Genomic DNA, 23,188 nt, shown 5'->3' with positions numbered 1-23,188 from the left:
GTGGGAATTTTTTCAACGTATTAGAGTTTAGACCATGTTTTGTTGAAAAAATTCCCCTTGAGCGGAGTGAAGCGAATGTTAGATATTTCCTCTTGAAGGAGGATGGAAAGGAGGAAAACTTTGTTTTCCTTATCTACCACCCTGATTGAAGAACGCAGGGTTTCAATGCTCCCCTTGGTCACATTGCTTCCTCAGCGTTCTATCAATCAGGCTGTCAAGTTTTTTTCTTGTTTTTTGCGATTGAAGTGAGCAAAAAATCTGCGGATAAGGAGTGTCAAGTTTTTTTCTTGACACTCCTCCTATACTCTGTTATAATAACTAAGAAATCAAAAATAAGAAAAGAGAAAACCATGTCTGTAAAAATTCGTATGACTCGTATGGGTTCTAAGAAAAAACCTTTCTATCGTATTAACGTTGCTGATTCACGTTCACCACGTGATGGCCGTTTCATCGAAACAGTTGGTACTTACAACCCACTCGTTGAAGAAAACCAAGTGACTTTGAAAGAAGATCGTATCCTTGACTGGATGAGCAAAGGTGCACAACCATCTGATACTGTTCGTAACATCTTGTCAAAAGCTGGCATCATGAAGAAATTCCACGAATCAAAATTCAGTAAATAATTATAAGAGCACTGGATTCAGTGCTCTTATTTTCACATAAAGGAGCGTATAGACATGACAGATGTGAAAGAATTGATTATGACCATCGTAAAGCCACTGGTCACAGAGCCTGACCAGGTCTCACTTGAGATCACTGAAGGTGAAGAATACATGGAATACCACCTCAAGGTTGCTGAAAGCGACATCGGCCGTGTGATTGGCCGTCAGGGACGGATTATTCAAGCCATCCGGACGCTGGTTTATTTTGTGCCTGTTGAGGGGAAGAAGGTTCGTTTGTTGGTGGACCAGTAAGAAATGCCTCTTAGCAGGCTTTTTTTGCTATAATAAAAGCATGACAAATTACTACAAAGTCGGCACGATTGTAAATACGCAAGGCCTCCAGGGCGAGCTCCGGATCCTTCACACGACAGACTTCCCAGAGGACCGCTTTGCCAAGGGCAGTATCCTCGCCCTTTTTGACGAGCAGGGCAACTATGTCCAGGACATGAAGGTCAAGACCGCCAAGCCTTATAAAAACATGTATTTGGTTAAATTTGACGGCTATTATCATATTAATGATGTCGAAAAATTTAAGGGGATGACCCTCCAGATTGCTGAAGAAAATCAGTCTGAGCTCTCTGATACCGAGTTTTACTATCATGAAATCATCGGCTGTAAGGTCTACGAGGATGAAGCCTACATCGGCGACATTGTCGAAATCCTCCAGCCGGGAGCTAATGACGTCTGGGTGGTCAAACGTCAAGGCAAGCGGGACCTGCTTTTGCCCTATATTCCCAGCGTGATTTTAGAGGTGAATGTGGCTGATAAACGGGTCAATGTCGACATCATGGAAGGGCTGGATGACTGATGAGGATTGATATTCTAACGATTTTTCCTGAGATGTTCAGCCCACTTGACCAGTCCATCGTCGGCAAGGCCCAGGAAAAGGAAATTGTCGAAATTCATAAGCACGACTTTCGGGAAAATGCAGATAACAAGCAGAAGCATGTGGATGATATGCCTTACGGCGGTGGGCAAGGCATGTTGCTGATGCCCCAGCCCATCTTTGACACCATGGACAAGATTCCTCACGATGGGGCCCGGGTCATCCTGATGGACCCTGCTGGTAAGCGTTTTGACCAGAAGATGGCTGAAGAGCTGGCCCAAGAAGAACAGCTAGTCTTCATCTGTGGCCACTACGAAGGCTATGACGAGCGGATTAAGAGTCTGGTGACCGATGAGGTCTCGCTAGGAGACTTTGTCCTTACCGGTGGCGAGGTTGCAGCGACGACGATGATTGACAGTGTTGTCCGCCTGATTCCAGGAGTTTTAGGCAAGCAGGCCAGCCACGAGGACGACAGCTTTTCTTCAGGCCTCCTGGAGTATCCCCAGTACACCCGGCCTGAGGACTTCCGAGGGCTGAAAGTGCCAGATGTCTTGATGAGTGGCCATCATGAAAATATCCGTAAATGGAGATTGACGGAAAGTTTAAGAAAGACCCTGGAACGCCGGCCTGACCTACTGGAAAACTACGATGCGAATCCAGAAGAAGCAAAGATTTTAAGTCAACTCAGGGCTCAAGCTGAAAATCCTGAATTATGATAAAATAGAAAAATATAGAAAAGGAAGCAAATCAAATGGCTTTAACACTCGAACGTAAACAAGAAATCGTCAATCAATTTCACTTTGATACTCGAAACCTGGAATGGGAAAAAGAAAACGGGGCACCAGAAAACGCAATGAACGTGAACCTTCAGCTCCTTGATCCTAAGGAACTTGAAGGAGGCATTGCCGAAGAAGATACCGGAATTGCGGTCATCCTCCAGTACATGCTCCCAATGGACGCCTTTGTGATTTCAGGCCTCTTGAGCCAGGTCAACATTGTAAAAAATCAAAAAATCTCAGAACAAGACGAACTCACCCAAGAAGACATGGAACAGCTCGCAGCACCTCTCTTTGACCTCCTCAAACGCCTGGTCTACGAAAACACTGAGATTGCACTGGACCAACCCGGTATTCAACTTGAATTTTAAGGATGACTATGAAATTAGCAGTAATTACAGATAGTTCTGCAGATATTGCTAGCAACTACTTGGAGCATGCAGACCTCTATCGTTTAGAAATTCCTATTTCCATTGATGGAATAGACTATGAGCCTTCAAAGATGACGCACGAAGACTGGTACGAGCTTATGCGGGCGGGCAAGGATGTCCCAAAGACTGCCCAGCCTAGTGTTGCCGTTTTATCAGAGCTCTTAAAATCCTTGCAGGAAAAGGGCTATAGCCATGTCATTGGCCTCTTTTTGAGCTCAGGGATTTCTGGCTTTTACCAAAATATCTTCTACCTGCAGGACGAATTTCCAGAAATGGAAATTAAATTCCCAGACTCACTCATCACATCGAGCCCTCTGGGTTTTATGGCTGAGCAGGCACTGGATATGGCTGCGGCAGGTAAGAGTTTTGACGAAGTCCTCAGCTTCTTGCAGTACCAGATTGATAACGACTACGCCTTTATGCTGGTCGACGACCTGCATTGGCTGGCCAAGGGAGGTCGCCTGTCTAAAGGCGGAGAAATTCTCGGCAGTCTGCTTAATATCAAGCCGATTCTTCAATTTTCCGAAGATGGAAATGTCGAAGTCTACGACAAGGTCAGGACCCAGAAGAAGTCCATGGCAGAGCTGAAGAAGCTCTTGCTCAAATTTGGAGATAAGGAAAAGCATAAAATCTTTATTATCCATGCTGAAGCGGATGAACAGGCCCAAGAACTTTATGACTACGCCATTGAACAAGGCTTTCCAGATGTGGAGAAAGTTAGCTTTGGCCCAGTCATCGTGACCCATCTAGGCCTTGGTGCCCTGGCCTATGCCATGAGTCCTAAAAAATAGCGATTATTTTATTAGCGGAAGTTCCCTCGGACTTCCCTTTTTTAATTGAAAATTTGATAAAATAGGACTTATGAAGATTGATCAGTTGCCTCTTGAATTTGAGCGGGCCAAGCCAGTATTGGAAAAAATCATTGCGGCCGGCTTTGAGGCTTATTTTGTAGGTGGGAGTGTCCGAGATGTCCTTCTAGGCCGGCCTATTCACGATGTAGATATTGCGACTTCGGCCTATCCGCAAGAAATCAAGAAGATTTTTCCCTATACGATTGATATCGGGATCGAGCACGGGACGGTCCTGGTCCTGGCTGGACGTTCAGAAGAAGAGCACTATGAGGTCACGACTTTCCGGACCGAGTCGACCTACACCGACTATCGGCGGCCCGACCATGTCGACTTTGTCAGAGACCTGTCTGAAGACCTGAAACGTAGGGACTTTACCATCAATGCCTTTGCCTGCGATATTCATGGCAATATCATCGACCAGTTTGACGGCCTTGCAGACCTTGAGGCCAAGAAAATCCGGGCGGTCGGTGCTGCCTCGGAACGCTTCAATGAAGATGCCCTTAGAATCATGAGAGCCATGCGCTTTTCAGCCACGCTTGACTTTGAGATAGAGGACTCGACCTTCGAGGCCATGAAGGCCTGTGCTCCATTATTGGAAAAAATTTCTGTCGAGCGGATTTTCATTGAGCTGGACAAGCTCTTGACGGCTGAGCACTGGGCCAGAGGCCTTGAAGCCCTCATCAGAAGCCAGGCCTATCAGCACCTGATAGAGCTAGAGCTCTCTGGCCTTGAGGCCATGCTTTCTGCCTATGGCAACTTCCAATTTCAGAATGCCGAGCAGGCCTGGTCAGCCATCTATGTCAAGCAGGAGAGTCCAGGGCTCAAGGCAATTCTCCGCAAATGGAAATGCTCCAATGCCTTTATAAAAAAGGTCACGGACATTGTCTCAGCCTATCAGCTGGAGGCCTGGACGCTGGAGAGCATTTACCAATATGGCCTGGACACGGCTGGGCTTGTCGATGAGCTCAAGCAGGCCGAAGGATTAGCGATAGAAAAAGGTCGTGCTAAGAATCTCGACGCCAGTCTTCAAATCCACGACAAATCAGAGCTTGCCCTGAGTGGAAAAGAGCTGATGGCTGCCTGCAATATCACACCTGGCCCAGAGCTTGGTCAACTGCTCAAGGCCATTGAACATCAAATTGTTAACAATAAAATCAGCAATGAGCGGGAAGCGATTCTCGCCTTTGCCAAGGAGGAACTCAAATGAAAATCAATCAAAGACCAAAAGGTTCATGTACAACTGTGCTGGCAGGTAAAAATGCGACCCTTGATGGCTCAACCCTGATTGCCCGCAATGACGACGGCCACGAAGCATTGGATGCTCAACGTTTTGTCGTCGTGCATCCTGACGAGCAACCCCGCTACTATAAGGCGGTCCTGAGCGGTCTTGAAATTGACCTACCTGAAAATCCTATGCGTTATACCTCCACACCTAACGCAGTCCTTGACAGTGGTATCTGGGCTGCGGCCGGTATTAACTCTGACAATGTCGCCATGTCAGCGACAGAGACCATCACGACCAACAGCCGGATTTTGGGTCTTGACCCCTATGTCGAAAATGGCATGGGAGAAGAAGACATCGTGACGATTGTCCTGCCCTACATCCACTCTGCCCGAGAAGGTGTGGAACGACTCGGTAGCCTCTTGGCCGAATACGGAACTTATGAGCCTAACGGCATCGCTTTTGCTGACAAGGATGAGGTCTGGTGGTTGGAAACTATCGGTGGTCATCACTGGGCTGCGGTCCGGATTCCAGACGACAGCTATGTTGTCGCTCCAAACCGGATGAACATTGACCATTTTGATTTTAATGATACTGCAAATTATTTGGCTTCTTCAGATTTGAAAGCCCTGATTGATGACAATCTCTTGAACCCAGACCTGGACGGCAATTACAACCTCCGTCACATCTTTGGTTCATCAAGCATCAAGGACACGGTCTACAACAACCCTCGGACCTGGTATGGCCAAAAGCTCTTGGGACACGTCACTGAAGACCCTCAAGACCATGATCTGCCTTTCATTGTCAAGGCCAGCCAAAAGATTTCTGTCGAAGATGTCAAGGTCCTGCTCTCTAGCCATTTTGAGAATACCAAGTACGACCCTTACGGCACGACCAACACTGAAGAAGAGAGCAAGCTTTTCCGTCCGATTGGGATCAACCGTAACCACAGCGTCCACATTCTCCAGGTCCGCAACAATGTCCCTGAGGCCCTCGCAGGAGTGCAATGGCTGGCCTTTGGTGCCAATACCTTCAACCATGTTGTGCCATTCTACACCAACGTGGAAGATACGCCAGCCTCATACCGTGATGCGACCGGCAACTACGACCCAACCAATATGTACTGGCTCTCAGCGACGACAGCTGTTCTTGGCGATAGCAACTACAACCTCTTTGTCGACCTGCGTGACATGTACGCACTGGAAACAGGTGGTAAGCTCCGTGCTATCCAAGCTGAGACGGATAAGATAGCGACAAGGGCTGCTGAGCTTCAGGAAGCCAATGAAAAGATGGCTGAGCTTGCCTTTGAGGCCCAACGTGAATTGCTGGGTCGCCTGGTCATCCTGGGTTCAGCAAATATGAAATTGCGTTTTGACTTTAACGATTAAGGATTAGAATGACAGTTTTTACCACTAACGACGGGATAAAATTGAATTATCATCTTTATGGAGAAGCTACTAAAGGGACGATGGTCTTGATTGGTGGCTATTCTTCGAGCGAGGTGACCTGGCATTTCCAGCTGGAAGACTTTGTGGAGGCTGGTTATCAGGTTCTGACCTATGACCACCGGAGCCATGGGGCCAGTGATAGGGTAGATTATGGCTTGACGATTCATCGCTTGGCCCAGGACCTGAAAGAGTTGCTAGACGGCTTGGAGATTCGCCAGCCGATTCTTGTTGGCCACTCTATGGGGGCGGCGACTATCATGGCCTTTGAAGAGCTCTATACTGACGGGGGCATTCTGGCGGTTGTCACAGAAGACCAGGGGCCTTGCTTCTTGAAGGCGGATAGTTGGCTCGATGGCTGGGGTTATGAGCTGGCCGCTCTGACTGACTTTATGAGGGATTTCCCCCGGACCAAGCTGACCCAGAAACAGCTCTCAGACGAGACCAAGCGGATTCTGGGCAAGGGGATGTATCCCTTTGACTTTAGGCGTTTCCAGCCACTCTTGCAAAATGTGATTCTGCAGGACTGGCGGGAGAATCTCAAGCGGGAGACGACGCCCCATTTATTCTTGGCGGGTGGCGAGTCGCCGATTTTCCCGCCAGAGCATGCTGTGGCTTCACTGGACCTTCAGGGGCATCCCAAGTCTGAAGCTCTGATTTTTGAGGGCTGTGGGCATATTCTCCATATTGAAGATGCGAAAAAATTTAATCAAAAAGTCTTAGATTTTTTAGACAGTCTTTGATTTTAGGAAGGCAGGGCCGGCTGGTCCTGCTTTTTGGTATCATTCGAGCTCATTTTTATCTCATGTATTTCATTTTGTTCTCATAATCTTCTCTGTTAAAATGGATTTAAAGATAAATCAGAGCTTTTGAAAGGAGCTAAGATGAGAATGAAACACATTGCACACGACGTGCATGATTACAAGATGCCTAAGACAAATTCTGTTGACAATGAAATTATGAAATTGGTCGTGGATTCCTACCTTCACGGGGCTCAGACCTGTGAGTTAGAGGACGGGACAGTCCTTGGTGTTTCCATCCATCAGGGCGACTGTGACTGCGTCCACCTCTTCATTGATGACGACCACATGGTGACCATCGAGGTGCAAAATGGCTGTAGTCGGATGTCTTGTGTGAAAACAGAAGACCTGGAAGAACATCTCGAGTATATTATTCCCTTTGCCAAGAGCCTCGGCATGGCTGAAACGGTCGTGAAACGCTCAGTGATGGAGACGGTGACGGTCTAAGCGACCCGTTCATATTTTAGAGCCTGTCTATGACAGGCTTTTTCTTAAATTTGCAATTCAAATAATTGATAAAAAAAAAGGAAAAGGATATAATTTAATGAGGAAAATTCACATTTTCACAAACTTGTAAATGTATTAAATATAGGAGAACACTTAGATGTCTAAGAAAATTGTTGTTATTGGTGCTGGTTTTGCAGGTGTCTCTGCGACCCGTAAGTTGGCAAAGAGTCTGAAAGATGCTGAAATCACAGTCATTGATAAGCATAGCTATCAGACTTCAATGACTCAGCTCCACGAAGTAGCAGCGAGCCGTGTCAAAGAAGATGCGGTCAAATATGAACTCAAGCACACGATTGGCAAGTTCAAAAATGTGAGCCTGGTCCAAGACAGCGTGGTCGAAATTGATGAAGCCAATAAGAAAGTCATCACTGAGAAGGCAAGCTATGACTATGATTTCGTCGTGGTCTCTATCGGTGCTGAACCAAATGACTTTGGTGTGCCTGGTGTTAAAGAATACGGCTATACTTTGTGGGGCATGGATGATGCGCTCCGCATCAAAGCCCGTTTGAAAGAAATGGTTCAAAAAGCTCAAAAAGAAACTGATGCTGATGAACGTAAGAAAATTTTGACATTCTCAGTCGCAGGTTCAGGTTTCACAGGGATTGAGCTTGCAGGTGAATTGATCGACTGGCGCCGTAAAGCTTCTAAAAAATATGGTATTCCTGAGTCAGAATTTACCATCAATGTCGTTGAAATGATGCCTACAATCATGAATGTTTTGGATCGTGATTTGGCAGATAAAGCGAAAGCTTACATGGAATCTAAGAACATCAACATCTTGGTAAATCATGGGATTACAGCCGTTGCTGAAGACCATATTATGGTAAATGTTGGTGGACGTGACGAAGAAAAAGTTGCTAAAGAAATCCCAGGATACACCTTGTTCTGGACAACGGGTGTTCAAGGAAATCTTGAAGCAGGAAAATACCACCTCAATGAAACTGAGCGTGGTCATCGTCTTTCAGCAAATGCACAAATGGAAGCGATCGGCTACGAAGGTCAAGGAGTCTATGTTGCCGGTGACGTTTCAGGCTTTATCGTTGACGGACGTCCACAACCACAAATCGTTGAAGCAGCTGAACAAACAGGTGCTGTGGCAGCAACAAACATCATAGCTGAAATCAAAGGCGGACAAAAAGTTGCTTTCGAAGGTCACTACCGTGGCACTTTCGTTTCAGTCGGCTCACGTTATGCCGTAGGTAAAGCTGGAAACATGAAATTCACAGGTACAGCCGCCAACTTTATGAAGCACATGGTTTACCTTGTTTATACCTTTGAAATTCGTTCAGGCAAATACTTCTTCAAGTATATTAAAGACCAACTCTTTAATCACGGAGAAGTTTAATAGAGAATAAGGCCTTTAGAGGTCTTTTTTTCTTGATTTTTGGGTCGTTCCGCTACGGAAACCAGGGCAATTTGCAGTGTGGCCGCAAGCGAAGGGCTTTGCCCTTCCATTGCTAACTCCAGAGCCCTTACGGTCTCTGGAGTTGCCAGTTTTCACTGCAAATTGCCCTGTTTTCCTCCGCTCCACTTCTACCTGAAGATTGTTTGGCTTATATCTTAGATTCTTTATCATGGTAATAAATTATGTAAAAACCCAAGTGTCGGGCGAAGGCTTAGAAGGCGGGGAATGGCTGTGTAAATAGTAAAATTGGGAGACCGTAAGGCTCCCAATTTAGGTATGAGACCGTGAATCGGTTTGCTTCTGGCCACACAGCCAATCCCCGCCTTCTGAAGCGGAGCAAGCCCGCCCTATTAGCAGAAAAGCTCAAGATAAGACTAGCCAGCCAACCGAAAAAGTGTTATAATTCACTTAGTAAATAATAACGCTTTCAGCAAGCGATTGGAGGTTAAGCATGGATAATTTGCGATATCGGAGTGTCTTTGACATTATTGGTCCTGTGATGATTGGGCCAAGTAGTTCGCACACGGCTGGTGCAGCGAGGATTGGGAAAATTGTCCGCTCCATTTTTGGAGAGTTACCGGATAAGGCAGAAATCCATCTCTATGAGTCTTTTGCCAAGACCTACAAGGGGCACGGGACTGATGTGGCCCTGGTTGCTGGTTTGCTTGACATGGACCCAGACGACAAGGACCTGCGGAATGCCCCACAGCTTGCCTACGAACAAGGGATGGAAGTCAGCTATGTGCCCCACAAGGACGATAAGGCTGACCACCCCAACACTGCCCGTCTGATTGTCTCAAAGGGTGACCGTACAATGACGGTTACTGGGATTTCCATCGGTGGTGGTCTGATTCAGGTCACTGAGCTGAATGGCTTTGACATCTCTATCTCTGCCGGCATGCCGACCTTTGTCCTGGTCCACCAGGATGTGCCAGGGATTCTCTTTCAGGTGTCGAATGTCCTTGCAAAATATGACATCAACGTTGCCCAGATGAGCGTCACTCGTGAGGCCAAGGGTGAGAAGTCTATCATGATTCTTGAGGTCGACAACAACAATGTTGAAGAAGCCTATCATGAGATGAAAGAACTCCCACGGCTCTTTGCTGTCAACTTTTTCCAATAAGGGGTAAGAAATATGTTTGTGACAATTTCAGATTTGATCGAAGAAAGTAAAAACTATAAAAGCATCGCAGAGCTCATGATTGCTGAGGAAATGGAGCAGTCAGGCCGTGACCGGGAGCAGATTTGGGAGCTCATGGAACGCAATCTCCTGACCATGAAGGGGGCTATTGAAGAAGGCCTTAAGGGCGAGAAATCTCTGACTGGCCTGACCGGTGGCGATGCCAAGAAGATGAACGAATACATCAACAAGGGCGAGACCCTTTCTGGCGAGATCATCCTCGGAGCTGCACGAGACGCTGTCGCAGTCAATGAGGTCAATGCCCAGATGGGCTTGATTTGTGCGACACCGACGGCAGGCTCTGCGGGTTGTATGCCTGGGGTCCTTCGGGCTGCCATCAAACGCCTGCTCTTGAGCCATGAAGAGCAGATTGAGTTCTTGTTCACGGCGGGTGCCTTTGGCTTGGCTATTGCCAACAATGCCACGATTTCCGGGGCTGAAGGTGGCTGTCAGGCTGAGGTCGGATCGGCCGCTGCCATGTCGTCTGCTGCACTTGTCATCGCGGCTGGCGGGACGGCTGAGCAGGCGGGCTACGCCATTGCCCTGACCCTGCAAAACATGCTGGGCCTGATCTGTGACCCTGTGGCCGGCCTCGTTGAGGTCCCTTGTGTCCACCGTAATGCCATGGGTGCCTCACAGGCCATGATTTCAGCCGATATGGCCCTGGCTGGCGTGGCTCCAGTGATTCCTGTTGATGAAGTCGTGACTTGTATGTATAATGTCGGACGGACTCTGCCATCTGCCTTCCGTGAGACGGCTGAAGGCGGTCTGGCACAAACACCAACAGGTCGTCGCCTGATGGAAGAAGTCTTTGTGACGAAGGCTTAAAATATAGCTTATTCAGTAAAAGTCGAGTCTGTTAAGGCTCGGCTTTTTTGGCTAAAAATAGTAATCCTAATTTATGAAATTTCTAAGCCCTCTATGATAAGATAGGTACAGTAAAATTTTCAGAAAACTTATAAGCCCAGGCTACTTCCTGGACTTATTTTCATGATAAAGGATGAGGCCAATAAAAGTGAGAAAGAAAAGTGGGCTGGGAGCGAGGCTCTTAGGGACGTTTTTGACTTGTTGCTTGCTGGCGGGGCTCCCGACAGGCTCTATCGCCAGCCTTTTTTCTGCTGTCAAAAATGAGTCTGTGAAGCCCGGGACGCCGCTCATCAGCTCCCTCTATCAAGAATTGACCCAGCCTCATAAGGTGTCGGCGGCGACGGATGTGCCTGTGACCATGGCCAATAACAACTTTGGCTATACCAGCTCTGTCGCTGGAAATGTCACAAAGACGGGCATAACAGTCCTCAGCAGTAAGGGGACGGCCGTCTACAGCAGTACGACTGTCTCTGACGCCAATGTCCAGGCCGCCCTTTACGCCATTTATAAACTGGCTAGTCCGACCTCTGACTACGCCCTCTATATCGGGGCTGACGTCAGCCTGAGCTCTGCGACGATGGCTAAGACTGTGATAAGTCAGCCGACGGCTAGCAATATGAACTTTGCCAGCCTGACTTCGAGCTATGCTAAGAGCCTGACTGTGATTTCTGACCCTGCAGACTCATTGACCTCTGGTCCGAGCCAGGATACAGCTTCAGCTGTGATTAGCCTGCCTCAGACTGCCTATCTTGGTGTCAATACGGCTTTTCGCAATATCACACTGGCTGGCTCGACCAAGCTCTATGCCCAGGGCAATAACCTCTCCATCCGTGGCGGGGCCTATTTTACGGGCTCTACGGTCAATATTTACGGCGGGACTGACTCAGGCAATGTCGCCCAGACCAACCTCTGGTTTGCCTCAACAGGCTCAGGAACCCTGAATATCTACGGCGGTAATGACTCAGCAGGTACGGTCACAGGCTCAACAGCGGTTAGCCTGACCAATACTTCAGGCGGGACGGTCAATGCCTATGCAGGCGGGAATGCCGGTAGCGTTTCAGGCAATACGAATTTGACCTATAACAGCAGTAATGCGACAACAGCTAATCTCTACGGAGCCTTTGCGACATCAGGTACGGTTACGGGAAATAGCTTTGTAGATGTCCTTGGAGCTACAGCTGGCAAGCTTAATGTCACAGGGACTGCCCCCAATGGCAAGGTCGCAGGTAATGTCAACCTAGGACTATCCAACCTCTCTGGGACAACGGTCGGGACGATTTACGGTGATGGGGCAACTACAGCTCCAACAACGGCCAATACTAAACGCCTCATTACGGTCTCAGTCAATAGCCCTGGCTATAATTTCACAAATGACATCAATGCCAGTAATTACAATCTGGCCAGTAATAGCGGCCTTCTCTCTTCCAGCCTGATGAACATCAACGCTGCTACAGTCCCTCAAATCTCTGGCGGGGCCGATGGCAATGATAATTTCACAAATAGCAGTACAGCAGGAAACACGAACACAGCCACGCTGTATCTTGGCTCTAGGACTGCGAGTCCAGCAGGACCGGGCAAGCTCACGGCGAATCTCATCCACAATTTTACCAGCCTGAACCTGCTAGCCAACAACGAGCTCAACCTGTCGGCCAGCTCAGGCTACATCTACAATGGCGGGACAGGTGTGACCTCAACGGCAAGCTATCAGTCCAGCTACTCTGGCTTTGGTCAGCTCAATATGGGTGAAAACTCCGGGATTGTTGATAACAGCTTGGGCGGTGGAACGCTGAATAGCAATAATGAACTGACCCCTAACAATGTGATGATTCAGGTGGGGGCCTGATCTTTGACGCCGAACAACTATCTGCGTTCTTATTACTACTATGGCTATAGTGGTGGAGCGAGCAATAGCTCTGGCGCCTATCCCATCCTCAGTTCTGACCTGATTCAAAAGACAGGCTTCACGAGTCAATCCACACTGACTTGGCAGCCTTTGGCCAGTGTTCCTTACGGGACCTATGATAATCCGGCACAGACCGGGACCTTCTGGGGTTCAACAGGGAACTACTACCAGCACTTGATGCTGATTATCCCAGCGCCAGGTGCAAAGACGACCGGGCTTAACCCTGTTGAAGTCAACGGTTATGACCCCAAGAGCGGTCAGGCTTATATCGATGACTACTTCCAGCAGACTGTCAACGGGGTGAATGTTAATAACGTCGTACTGGTTCAGGGGAATATCCGTCAGTTCCAGATTGACGGCTCAAATACGACGACCGGTGCGGGAACTTGGAATATCAACCCAAGTTTGTCGACCAACTCAGGTCAAAACGGCTTTTTTGGCTCAGGAACTTCTTTAGGCTATGCCAGCTACTTTGACAATACGGTCTCAGGTACGACTTATAACAATTTGGCAGAGCTGATTTATCCAGCTTCTTCGACCTTCTCTGTGACTAACCCAGCCACATTTAAGACCATCTCAGGCAGCGATAAGATCAACTTCATCCGACATGCCCAGGTGCAAACGCCGCAGATTGGAACCAGCCCTTCCTATGTTCAGTGGGAGTGGCCAGCCTCAGGTACAGTGGCACCTGCTGCCCCTCTGGTCTTGAGCTCAGACTCACCTATTTATAATACCAACTCAAGCTATATCAGCTATGCACCGGGGACAGCCGATGCCACTAACCCCGGCGAAGTGCCAGACTCTTCGGCTGACTATAATTATCCGACGGCCTTTACCAGCAGCTACATGCTGCAAAACAGTGCCAGCAGCTTCTGGGGCTTCTTCCCTGGCAACTTTATGAACGGCCAGAGCGTCATCAACGGGAACGCCCTGAATCCTACCAACTGGACATTGCCAACATCAAATGGCCAGAATGGGACCAGCTTCCTGATTTATAATGTCAAGCCTGATGATACAATTTCTGATAGCGGTAATGTCACCCCACCAACGCTTGAAAATCCAACGATTTCTGTTTCTGACGCTGGAATTTCCAGCCAACAGGAGCAGAAGATTGCAGCATCAAGCAACAGCTATGCCGAGATTGCAGCGCTTCTCAAGCCTACAGCAGCCTACTATGACGGCTCTAGTGCTGCTATCAGTCCCCTCCATGCAGTGATCACACCGCCTGGCGGAAGTCCGGTCACCATCAACTATACGGACGATGCAAGCTTCTCGACAGCCCTCTCTACAGCTTTGAGCAATACGGCTAATCAGGCCGTCGGCACCAAGATTGCTGTGGATTATAGCTCAGTCAACGGCCTTGCTGCGACAGGGACCATCACTGTCGAGGCAGGCTCACTCACAGCTTCTGGCGGCAATACCGTGACCCAGATTGTCAATGGCTATGCCAAAGACATGTCAGCTGCCCTTGCTTCAGGGAAGAGTGATCACGAGATTGCCCAGGACCTGATTGATTTTTCAGGGGCAACAGCGACGACAGCAAATAATGCGACCGCTAGCTCAGATAATATTACCATCATTGGCTGGGGCGAGACCACGCCTGACGGCAAAAAGTCGACCTATGCTGTGGGCCCTAATTATACGGCTACCCAGCTCTACCAGCAGATGATTCAGGACATGTCAGCAAGGACGATTCCTGCTGGGACCAAATTTCAGGTCACCTTCTCAGCTCCTGACGGCCTGGGTGGCAGCAATAGCCAGACCATTTCTATCTTGATTATCCCTGGCTCTATCACAGCTAGCAATGTGGTCCTATCCATGCAACAGGCCCAGGACATTCTTAAAAATGACAACACAGCCCAAGCCTTGGGGACAGACCTAGCAGGGGCCAACACATCAGTCGGAGCTGCTGGTGCCAACGTCAAGGCCAGCATCGGCTCGAGCACGGCTACTACCAGCCTGACCAACGCCTCAAGCGTCTACAGCTGGCTGCAAAATATTGATAAGACCTCAAGCAATCTCCAGACTACGACGCTGACCTTTGCGACCGACCAGTACGGCGTGGCGACGAGCGTCACGCTAACCGTCATGCCGGCAGGGGTCTTGACTCTGAAATCAGTGCCGAATATTGACTTTGGCAATTATACGACAGGGAATCCACCAAAGGACTGGAGCCATATCCCCATGGTCACTTCAAGCACAGCTACAGCGACCGTCTATGATAGCCGGACTTCATATCTGACAGCTTGGCAACTCACGGTCGAAGATGACCAGACAGGTAACATCTTCTCAAACGGCGGAACAATCTACAATCAAGGGGCTTCTGCCAATTCGACGGCAGTAGGAGCACTCGATGACTACAGTCCAAGCAGTCCGGAAAATATCTCTGGGACAGCCTCTGTCGTCTATGACAACCAGGCGGTCCAAGGTGGAGAAGATGCAGACGGCTTTGAGACGACCAGTATCACACCAAGATTTTACCTGTCATTCCCAGGACAGCTGGCAGGAAACCTGACTGGCCAGGACAAGCTGGTCTGGACTTTGACCAATGGACCAGGAAATTAAGCTCCCACTTAGAAAGGAGAAACATGAAAAATTACAAACAAATTCTATTTCTCCTCATCTTCTTAGGAGCTCTTTTCTTGCTTAACACAGCTACAGTAGTAGTCCAGGCTGTGTCGACCTCTACAGCGATTTTTGACTATAGCAACCAGGCCAATATGCCTGTGATCAATACAGTCACTGAAGGCGATGGGACCATCTCTGGAACCGGCCTGCCGGGCGACACGGTCACAGTGAACCTGCCCGATGGCTCACAGCTCTCAGTCCTGGTCGACAGCCAGGGCAACTGGTCGGTCAGCCTGCCCTCTGGCATCAATTTGGTCGCTGGTCAAGAGCTGTCAGCCACCCAGGCACCGACACCGCAACCAGGCGTCACGCCAAACGCTGTGGCCTCCAACCCGGCCTATGCGACCGTCCTGTCCAAAACAGCCACTGTTTCAGTCCCACCGACGATTAATCCTGTGACGGTCGACGATACGACGATTAGCGGGACCTACGGAGAGGCGGGATCGGCAGGTATCGGCGGGACCATCCTCCTGACCTTCCCTGACGGCTCATCGGCTTCAGCAAAAGTAGCGAGCGATGGGAGCTGGTCGATTAAAGTGCCGAGTAATATTAAGCTGAAAGCTGGTGATAAATTGACAGCGACCCAGACCGAGCCTAATATGGTGGTTTCCAGTCCTGTGTCTACGATAGTTTCAGCTTCAAGTCTCGCCCAGAGTTCACCGCCTGATTTCAAGCAAATTATGGCGGGCGATAGGACCATCTCTGGCACATCAGGTAAGGCAGGGACTTCAGCTGTTGGAGCGACGATAAGCATTACACTGCCTAATGGTACTATCCTGACTACTACGGTCGACGCCAATGGCAACTGGAGCCTCAATCTCCCGAACTCAGTAGAGCTCAAGGCAGGCGATAAAGTCATTGCCAGCCAGACCATTCCTGGGATGAGCGAGAGTGAGCCTGTGGAGACGACTGTTGTTGCGAGTGCTACGACCACTCCAGCCTTTCTCCTTCCATTTACAGGTGGACGAGGCCTTGGCTTGCTGGTGATTCCAGCTCTGGCCTTTATCCTCTTCGCCGGCCTTCTCTTGAGGCGAAAAAAGGAGGGTCAACATGATTAAGAAGTTAGTCATTCTCATGGTTGTCCTCTGCTCAGTGGCCTTTGTCAAGACAGCTAAGGCAGACGCTGACAATCCTCTGAGCGTCATCCCTGACTTGCCCAGCAATCAGGTCAATAAGCAGGCCAGCTGGTTTGATCTTTTACTTGGAGATGGCAAAGCGCAGGAGCTCAGCCTTGACCTGGTCAATAGTGGTCAAAAGGCTATCACAGTCGATATCAGCGTGGCCCCTGCTTTGACAAATGATAACGGTTTGATTACTTATAGTCCTTCAAGTCAGAAGCCGGATGCCTCGCTGAAATACAATCTGAAAGACTATCTTAAAGGCCCTGACAAGGTCGAGATTCCTGCTGTTTCAAGTAAGAAAGTAAGCTTTAAGCTCAAGATGCCTGAGGCTCAATTTGACGGAGTCATCGCAGGCGGGATTAACTTTAGCGTCGAAAATCAGGCCAGCTCTAACTTCAGGGTCCAGAGCCTCTACCAGTATGCCTTGGCTGTGAATCTCCAGGAGAATACAAGAGCAGTCGCTCCAAGCTTGGAGCTCGATAAACTCGAGGCTGATAATAGTAATGTTACATTAGGCCTGGCAAACCCAGCCATGGCCTATATGAACCAGCTCATGCTGGACCTCAGCCTCAAGTCAAAAGACGGCAAGGTCTACCACTATCATAGTAGTAAGCTTGAAATGGCACCAAACTCTAGTTTTAAGCTCGCTATCCCAAGAAAGCTGCTTGGGCAGGTCCCTGCAGGCGAGTATCAGGCCAGTCTGACTGCCTATGCCAAGCAAGATGCCACTGGGAAATATAGCTATCAGGGTGGTCACTACGACTATGCCTGGAAATTTAAGCAGGCTTTGACCATCAGCCAGAAGAAGGAAGCCATCGGAGAAGCAGTGACGATTAAGCCCAAGTCGAGCCTCCTGCCCTGGCTCATTATCGGAGTTAGCCTCCTCCTTGTCTTCGCTATCTTCGGAGGACTTTATTATAAAAAAGGTCGAAGCTAAGCGTTTCGGCTTTTTCTATAATTTGTGAAATTTTAATCAAAAACCTTGACAAATAAAATTTACAGGTGTAAACTATAATTAAAGACTAAGGAAAGGGGCAAAAATGGAAGTTAATATTTCGGATGCTGAGATGGTTGTCATGCGTGTGGTTTGGTCTTTGGGACAGGCGACAGTCGCAGATGTTGAAGCCCAAGTAGCGAGCCGCCATGATTGGTCGCTTCCCACAATTAAGACTTTGTTAGGTCGTTTGGTTAAGAAAGAGATGCTGAGCACAGAAAAAGAAGGTCGTCGCTTTATTTATCAAGCGACACTTTCTGAGTGTGATGCGATTCGTTTGATGAGTCAGGAGCTCTTGGACAAGGTCTGCCAGACTAAGCAAGGTCAACTGTTGGGAGATATGATTGATCAGGCAAAGCTCAGCGAGACCGATGTTGAGCTATTGATTGAGCAGTTAAAAGCTAAAAAGACAGACAATGACATCAGCTGTAGCTGTCTGGAAGACAGCAAGTCTTGTCAGTGTCAACACGTTTTATTAGCAGGTTAAAAAAAGGAGAAATATAATGTTTGGAAAAAAGATGAACTATAAGGTCGAAGGAATGACCTGCGAGCACTGTGTCAAGAAGGTCGGTGCGGCCATCGAATCTGTCGAAGGCGTCAAGTCTTGCAAGGTTGCCCTCAAGAAGCAGACAGCCGTAGTCCGCTTTACAGATGCTGATCTGGGCCTCGAAGCAGAACACAATATTTTTGAGCAGATGGAGCGTGTTGTCGACGAGGCAGGCTACCATCTTGTCGCAGAGTAAGATAGAAGCCTCCTAGGATTAGGAGCTTTTTCTTGTCGAGCAAAGAAAGGATAGAAAAATGAGAAGTCAAAACTTTGTAATTACAGGTATGACTTGTGCCAACTGTGTGACCAGCGTAAGCAAGGCCCTCAACAAGTCTGACCAGGTCATCGAGGCCAGTGTGAACCTGGCGACCGAAAAGGCCAAGGTCGTCGCTGACGACAGTCTTTCAGATGCAGACATCATTGCCCTGGTTGAAAGTGCAGGCTACGGTGCGATTGTCAATGACAAGGGCCACCAGGAGAGGATTGTCGCCCAAGAGCTCAGACGGGTCAAGCGCTTACGGCTTTCTTTGGTCGCAGGTATTATCCTTAGCCTGCCCCTCCTCATCGCCATGTTTGCCCAGCTCTTTGGCTTTGGGCATCTGGCCTGGGTTCACTTTCTTCATCAGCCACTGCTCCAGCTGATTTTGGCTACGCCGGTGCAATTTGTCATCGGGGCCAGATTTTACAAAGGGGCCTACCATGCCTTGAGAAATAAGTCGGCCAATATGGATGTCTTGGTGGCATTGGGAACATCGGTCGCCTACTTTTCCAGCCTGGTTTTAGGATTATTTATGGGCCAGGAAAAGGCTCTGAACTTCGAGTCTGCCATGGTCATCATCACGCTGGTTGTGATGGGCAAGGTCCTGGAGCAGAATGCCAAGGCTAAGACGACCGAAGCCATCACTGGCCTGATGGAGAGCCGTCTTGCAGTAGTGCACGGCCTGAACGGCGACCTGCCCCTAGAAGAAGTTAAAATCGGCGAACAAATTAAGGTCTATGCCGGCGAAAAGGTCCCACTGGATGCGAAAATCATTCAGGGTCAGGCCAGCTTTGATGAGAGCCATCTGACCGGTGAAAGCTTGCCTGTCTTAAAGGAAGAAGGAGAGCTCCTTTATGAAGGGGCGATTAACTTGGACGGCGAGATTAGGGCAGAGGTCATCCACGATATTGACCAGTCGACGATTGCCAAGATGGTCGAGATGATGTCTGAGGCCCAGGCAGTTCAGCCCAATATCCAGCGTCTGGCTGACCGGATTTCTGCCATCTTTGTGCCAATTGTCTTGGGAATTGCCCTGCTGACCTTTATAGGGACCTGGTTGATTGCTGGCAGTCTCTTGACGGCCATCATGCATGCTGTGGCAGTGCTGGTCATCGCCTGCCCTTGTGCACTGGGCCTGGCGACACCGACAGCCATTATTTCAGGGACGGGCCTGTCGGCCAAGCATGGACTCTTAGTCAAGAATGCCAATGTCTTGGAGCTTGCCCATAAGACGAAAACCATCTTTTTTGACAAGACTGGAACCCTGACGACGGGCGACTTTAAGCTGACCAATTTTGATGGCAGTGAAAGCGAGCTCAAGCTTTTAGCAAGCCTGGAGGCAGGCTCAAAGCATCCCCTGGCCAAGGCGGTCAAATACGAGGGCGAGCTCTTTGAGGTTAAGCAAATTGAGGAGCTGGCCGGCCGTGGCCTCTCAGGTCAGATTAACGCCAGTCGCTATTTTGCTGGGAATGCCAGATTGATGGCCGATATTGGTCTGGATGTCGAAGCCAGCTCAGATAGTGTCATCTATCTGGCAACGCCAGGCCATCTCCTGGCCAAAGCGGTCTTTAGCTCTGAGGTCAAGCCAGAGAGTCTTGAGACCATTGCAGAGCTCAAGCAAAGAGGCCTGAAGACCGTCATGTTGACCGGCGACAATGAAGCCTCTGCCCGCAAGGTCCAAGAAGAGCTTGGTCTTGATGAAGTCAAGGCAGGCCTTCTGCCAGAAGAAAAGGCGGGCATTATCCAGGCTGCTGAGCAGAGCATGATGGTCGGCGACGGCCTCAATGATGCGGTGGCCCTGGCATCGGCTGATGTCGGCCTTGCCATGGCGACGGGGTCAGACATTGCCATGGAGGCTGGTGACGTGACCGTGATTTCTGGTCGGATGGACAAGATTCCCCTCTTGATAGATATTTCAAAGCAGACGATTAGAAAGATTCTTCAAAATTATTTTTGGGCCTTTGTCTACAATATCATCGGGATTCCGCTGGCTGCGCTCGGCCTATTAAATCCCATGCTTGCAGCGGCTGCTATGAGCCTGTCGAGCGTTTCTGTGATATTGAATTCTTTATTACTCACGAGGGCAAAATTAAAATAAAAAAAAGCTGAGGCAGACGGATGCTCTCAGCTTTTTAATGTTATAGATTTTTCCTATCCCGTCTTTTCTTAGAAAGACAGAAATCATAGCCAATGAAGAAGAGGATGCCGAGGATAAAACTAACAATCCCAATCTTCAAGCCCTGCGGGAAGAAGCTCAGCTTGAGCTCATGCTGGCCTGCAGGCAGGTCGACCTTCATAAAGCCGTCCTGGGCCTTTTCTATCTTGACGGCCTTGCCATCGAGCTTGGCTGACCAGCCCTTGTCATAAGGGAGGCTGATGAAGACCTGGCCGGAGCTCTTAGGCGTCAGGCCCATCTCAATCCCGTTTTTGACGGTCTGACTGACGACAGGGGTCTGTCTTAGCTTGCTGATTGCCTGGCTGTAGGCCTTGGTGTCCATGGCCCAAAATGAGGTCCGGTCAAAGTTGACCGATGGATTATCAGGAAAGGCCAGCGTGACCTTGAGGGGCGTGTCCTTAGGGTAGGTCCCCAGATTAAAGAGGTCGCCACTGTCATTGCTGGCCACAGAATAGGTCGCAATCGGGCTGATGCTCTTACCCTGGTCCTCACTGACCGTGATTCTGGTCGAGCTAGCTGATTCATTGCCATAGGAAATGTTGGGCACCTTGAGATAGAGCTGGCTGTTTGCTGGGGCAGTGATACCGTAGGTCACGGAGAGGTCTGTGTTGCCAGGTGTCTTGCCAGTCAGGCTGAGGAGGCCTGAAGGATGGCTCGTGATCTTATTGTCGGTCTGCTCGCTCGTCGTATAGACCTGCTTGAAGTAGGTCAGGCTATCTTTAGCGAGGGCATTGACCAGCTTGGTCTGGTTGGCGAGTTCGTCGTCTTTAGTCAGCTTGACATCCTGGAAAGCTCCGGGAACAAAGATGCCGAGGCCTGCGACCTCCTGATTGAAATAGAGGGACTCGCCGAGCATTCTGAAGCCGTATTTTTCAGGCTGGCTTTGATTGATGTTGTAGGCGACATTGAAAAGGCTATCCATCAGGAGGCTGTTGCCCGTGTATCTCAGGTTGAGATAGGTGCTGTCGGTGTGGAAGCCGAGTTGACCCATGACCCGACTGGCATTGCTGTTTCTGACAGATGAAAATTGAGAAATGCCGTTAAAGCCGTATTTCATGCCGTCATTGGCTGTGTCAGGCGTCGTATTTTCAGTCCTGGCAAAGAGGCTGCCCTGGCGTTCCTGGATTTTCTTGACGATTGGAGCCAGGGTCTTGGCCTGGCTGTCATAGTAGCTCCGAGAGGCAAAGTGCCATTCATTTTGGATGCCGTCAAGCTGATAAAAGCTGTTCATGCCGCTTTCGGCAATCATAAAAATACTAAGAATGATAACAAATACCTTAGCCATGATCCAGCCCTTGCGATAAGCGACAAGCAGAGCCAGATAGGCCAGTAGAAAGAGCAGGCTGATGGCCAGCAGACTCAGCTTGAGGTAGCCATAGTCATTTGAAAAATAAGTCAGACTAAAGCCAGCAATCAGGAAAATAAAGACTGTGAAAATCTGCCAGAGCTTGACCTTATGCCAAAGCTCGAGGGTTTCCATTGCCAAAATCAAGACGAGAATGCTGAAGAGAAAGGCATAGCGGTGGAGGAACATGTTGGGCGAGTGCATGCCCTGCCAAAATAGATCCAGCTTTTGCAGGTAAAATGAAGCAATCAGAATGGCAAAGAGGCCAGCAAAAGCAAGCTTCGTCCTAAGGCGGATGCCCTTATTCAAAAAGAAGAGGAGGGCAAAACTCAGGGGGATCAGGCCGATATAAATCATTGGGACGGCCTGGTACTGGGTCGTGTCATAGCTACCGACAAAGTTTTTAGCAAAGAGGTCGAGGAGCTTGGAGTTTTCAGTCAGGAGGGCTGTCGTGCTGGAGAGGGCCTGGCTGTTGTTGGCCCGCAGGTCCAGGTACATGGGCAGGAGCATGATGAGGCTCGTGAGTCCAGCAAGGCCTGAAGTGACCGCAAAGTCAAGGAAGCTCCGCCAGCTCCATTTTCTAAAGGTCGAGCGGGCAAGAAAATAAAGGAGGACAAAGATGGCCACCATAAAGCCAAAATAGTAATTTTGGATAAAGAGGATGGTCAGGCTGATAAAATAAAGCCGTCTGCGACCCGCATCCTGGAGGCTGTGGAGGCCCCAGATAATCAGGGGCAGGAGGATAAAGACATCCTGCCACATGGTGATTTCGACCTGGCTGGTCAGAAAACTCATCAGGGCATAAGCCGTTGAAAAGGCGATGATGACGAGGGTCCTTGGCTTTTGATAAAGATTTCTCAGGGCAATGAAGGCTGAAAGGCCGATGGCCCCAAATTTTAAGAGAGTAATCAGGTAGAGGGCATCCGGCATGTTCTGGACATTGAAGAAGGCCGTTATTGGCATAAAGAAACTGCCCATATAATAGGCGGAAAAGGCGTAGAGATTCAGTCCAAGTCCGCTAGTAAAAGTATAGAGAAAGCCTAGCTGGTCAGGATGATGGAGGATATTGCCGTACATGCTGAGGACGGCGACGTACTGGTGGTAGGCGTCGCCTGCCAGGACAGAAGTCCCGCTCCCCCAGTAGATGCCCTCGAGGGCATAAGCCAAGCCCAAAAGGACTGCCGGAATAAGGAAGGCAGCAATCAAGGCAAACTTATATTTTTTAATGAATGAAATCATAGTC

At 49.1% G+C, this 23,188-nt stretch carries 21 protein-coding genes; 20 read left to right on the top strand and 1 reads right to left on the bottom strand.

Annotated elements, in window-relative coordinates; all coding sequences use genetic code 11:
• Window positions 1-350 precede the first annotated feature (350 nt).
• The 20 genes from rpsP to NtB2_RS07500 all read left to right on the top strand — a co-directional run bounded on the left by rpsP (window position 351) and on the right by NtB2_RS07500 (window position 20,522).
• A complete protein-coding gene (rpsP, locus tag NtB2_RS07595) occupies window positions 351-623 on the top strand; it encodes a 30S ribosomal protein S16 (RefSeq protein ID WP_109246353.1) in 273 nt (90 codons plus the stop codon).
• A gap of 54 nt (window positions 624-677) precedes the next feature.
• Entirely contained in the window at window positions 678-914 is a 237-nt protein-coding gene (locus tag NtB2_RS07590; RefSeq protein ID WP_109246352.1) for a KH domain-containing protein, read from the top strand.
• A gap of 40 nt (window positions 915-954) precedes the next feature.
• Complete coding sequence (gene rimM, locus NtB2_RS07585; RefSeq protein WP_109246351.1) at window positions 955-1,470, top strand: ribosome maturation factor RimM; 516 nt, start codon at window positions 955-957, stop codon at window positions 1,468-1,470.
• Window positions 1,470-2,204, top strand: coding sequence for a tRNA (guanosine(37)-N1)-methyltransferase TrmD (gene trmD / locus NtB2_RS07580; RefSeq protein ID WP_109246350.1), 735 nt, complete (start codon window positions 1,470-1,472; stop codon window positions 2,202-2,204). The genes rimM and trmD overlap by 1 nt, the downstream gene beginning before the upstream one ends.
• Before the next feature lie 35 nt (window positions 2,205-2,239).
• Complete coding sequence (locus NtB2_RS07575; RefSeq protein WP_109246349.1) at window positions 2,240-2,635, top strand: DUF1149 family protein; 396 nt, start codon at window positions 2,240-2,242, stop codon at window positions 2,633-2,635.
• A gap of 8 nt (window positions 2,636-2,643) precedes the next feature.
• A complete protein-coding gene (locus NtB2_RS07570; protein WP_109246348.1) occupies window positions 2,644-3,486 on the top strand; it encodes a DegV family protein in 843 nt (280 codons plus the stop codon).
• 70 nt (window positions 3,487-3,556) lie between these two features.
• On the top strand, window positions 3,557-4,753 hold the full coding sequence (locus NtB2_RS07565; RefSeq protein ID WP_109246347.1) for a CCA tRNA nucleotidyltransferase: 1,197 nt from the start codon (window positions 3,557-3,559) through the stop codon (window positions 4,751-4,753).
• Entirely contained in the window at window positions 4,750-6,156 is a 1,407-nt protein-coding gene (locus NtB2_RS07560; RefSeq protein WP_109246346.1) for a C69 family dipeptidase, read from the top strand. Before NtB2_RS07565 ends, NtB2_RS07560 begins: the two co-directional genes overlap by 4 nt.
• Window positions 6,157-6,164: 8 nt before the next feature.
• Window positions 6,165-6,956, top strand: coding sequence for an alpha/beta fold hydrolase (locus NtB2_RS07555; RefSeq protein WP_109246345.1), 792 nt, complete (start codon window positions 6,165-6,167; stop codon window positions 6,954-6,956).
• A 147-nt stretch (window positions 6,957-7,103) separates the two neighbouring features.
• Window positions 7,104-7,460 (top strand): hypothetical protein, encoded by a 357-nt coding sequence (locus tag NtB2_RS07550; RefSeq protein WP_225867060.1) that lies wholly within the window; start codon window positions 7,104-7,106, stop codon window positions 7,458-7,460.
• Between the two features lie 157 nt (window positions 7,461-7,617).
• The gene (locus tag NtB2_RS07545; protein ID WP_109246343.1) at window positions 7,618-8,865 is read left to right on the top strand and encodes an NAD(P)/FAD-dependent oxidoreductase; all 1,248 of its coding nucleotides are present in this window, start codon (window positions 7,618-7,620) and stop codon (window positions 8,863-8,865) included.
• Window positions 8,866-9,376: 511 nt separating this feature from the next.
• Entirely contained in the window at window positions 9,377-10,048 is a 672-nt protein-coding gene (gene sdaAB, locus NtB2_RS07540) for an L-serine ammonia-lyase, iron-sulfur-dependent subunit beta (RefSeq protein ID WP_109246342.1), read from the top strand.
• Window positions 10,049-10,060: 12 nt separating this feature from the next.
• On the top strand, window positions 10,061-10,933 hold the full coding sequence (gene sdaAA, locus NtB2_RS07535) for an L-serine ammonia-lyase, iron-sulfur-dependent, subunit alpha (RefSeq protein ID WP_109246341.1): 873 nt from the start codon (window positions 10,061-10,063) through the stop codon (window positions 10,931-10,933).
• 232 nt (window positions 10,934-11,165) lie between these two features.
• Window positions 11,166-12,815 carry a beta strand repeat-containing protein gene (locus tag NtB2_RS07530; RefSeq protein ID WP_165814981.1) on the top strand — a complete coding sequence of 550 codons (1,650 nt, stop codon included), beginning with the start codon at window positions 11,166-11,168 and terminating at the stop codon, window positions 12,813-12,815.
• A gap of 3 nt (window positions 12,816-12,818) precedes the next feature.
• On the top strand, window positions 12,819-15,440 hold the full coding sequence (locus NtB2_RS07525; protein ID WP_109246339.1) for a hypothetical protein: 2,622 nt from the start codon (window positions 12,819-12,821) through the stop codon (window positions 15,438-15,440).
• Window positions 15,441-15,463: 23 nt separating this feature from the next.
• Complete coding sequence (locus tag NtB2_RS07520) at window positions 15,464-16,561, top strand: Ig-like domain-containing protein (RefSeq protein ID WP_109246338.1); 1,098 nt, start codon at window positions 15,464-15,466, stop codon at window positions 16,559-16,561.
• Entirely contained in the window at window positions 16,554-17,561 is a 1,008-nt protein-coding gene (locus NtB2_RS07515; protein WP_109246337.1) for a DUF916 domain-containing protein, read from the top strand. The genes NtB2_RS07520 and NtB2_RS07515 overlap by 8 nt, the downstream gene beginning before the upstream one ends.
• 103 nt (window positions 17,562-17,664) lie before the next feature.
• A complete protein-coding gene (locus tag NtB2_RS07510) occupies window positions 17,665-18,105 on the top strand; it encodes a CopY/TcrY family copper transport repressor (protein ID WP_109246336.1) in 441 nt (146 codons plus the stop codon).
• A gap of 16 nt (window positions 18,106-18,121) precedes the next feature.
• The gene (locus NtB2_RS07505) at window positions 18,122-18,361 is read left to right on the top strand and encodes a heavy-metal-associated domain-containing protein (RefSeq protein ID WP_174683340.1); all 240 of its coding nucleotides are present in this window, start codon (window positions 18,122-18,124) and stop codon (window positions 18,359-18,361) included.
• Between the two features lie 58 nt (window positions 18,362-18,419).
• The gene (locus tag NtB2_RS07500) at window positions 18,420-20,522 is read left to right on the top strand and encodes a heavy metal translocating P-type ATPase (protein ID WP_109246335.1); all 2,103 of its coding nucleotides are present in this window, start codon (window positions 18,420-18,422) and stop codon (window positions 20,520-20,522) included.
• A gap of 40 nt (window positions 20,523-20,562) precedes the next feature.
• Here the strand turns inward: NtB2_RS07500 and NtB2_RS07495 are convergent, their stop codons facing one another.
• Window positions 20,563-23,184 carry a YfhO family protein gene (locus tag NtB2_RS07495; protein WP_109246334.1) on the bottom strand — a complete coding sequence of 874 codons (2,622 nt, stop codon included), beginning with the start codon at window positions 23,182-23,184 and terminating at the stop codon, window positions 20,563-20,565.
• Between the last annotated feature and the right edge of the window lie 4 nt (window positions 23,185-23,188).

The sequence above is a fragment of the Lactococcus termiticola genome (genome assembly GCF_003116835.1).
Taxonomy (GTDB): domain Bacteria; phylum Bacillota; class Bacilli; order Lactobacillales; family Streptococcaceae; genus Lactococcus; species Lactococcus termiticola.
Note: the sequence above shows the minus strand (reverse complement) of the source record. Positions and strands in the feature narration are given on the sequence as shown.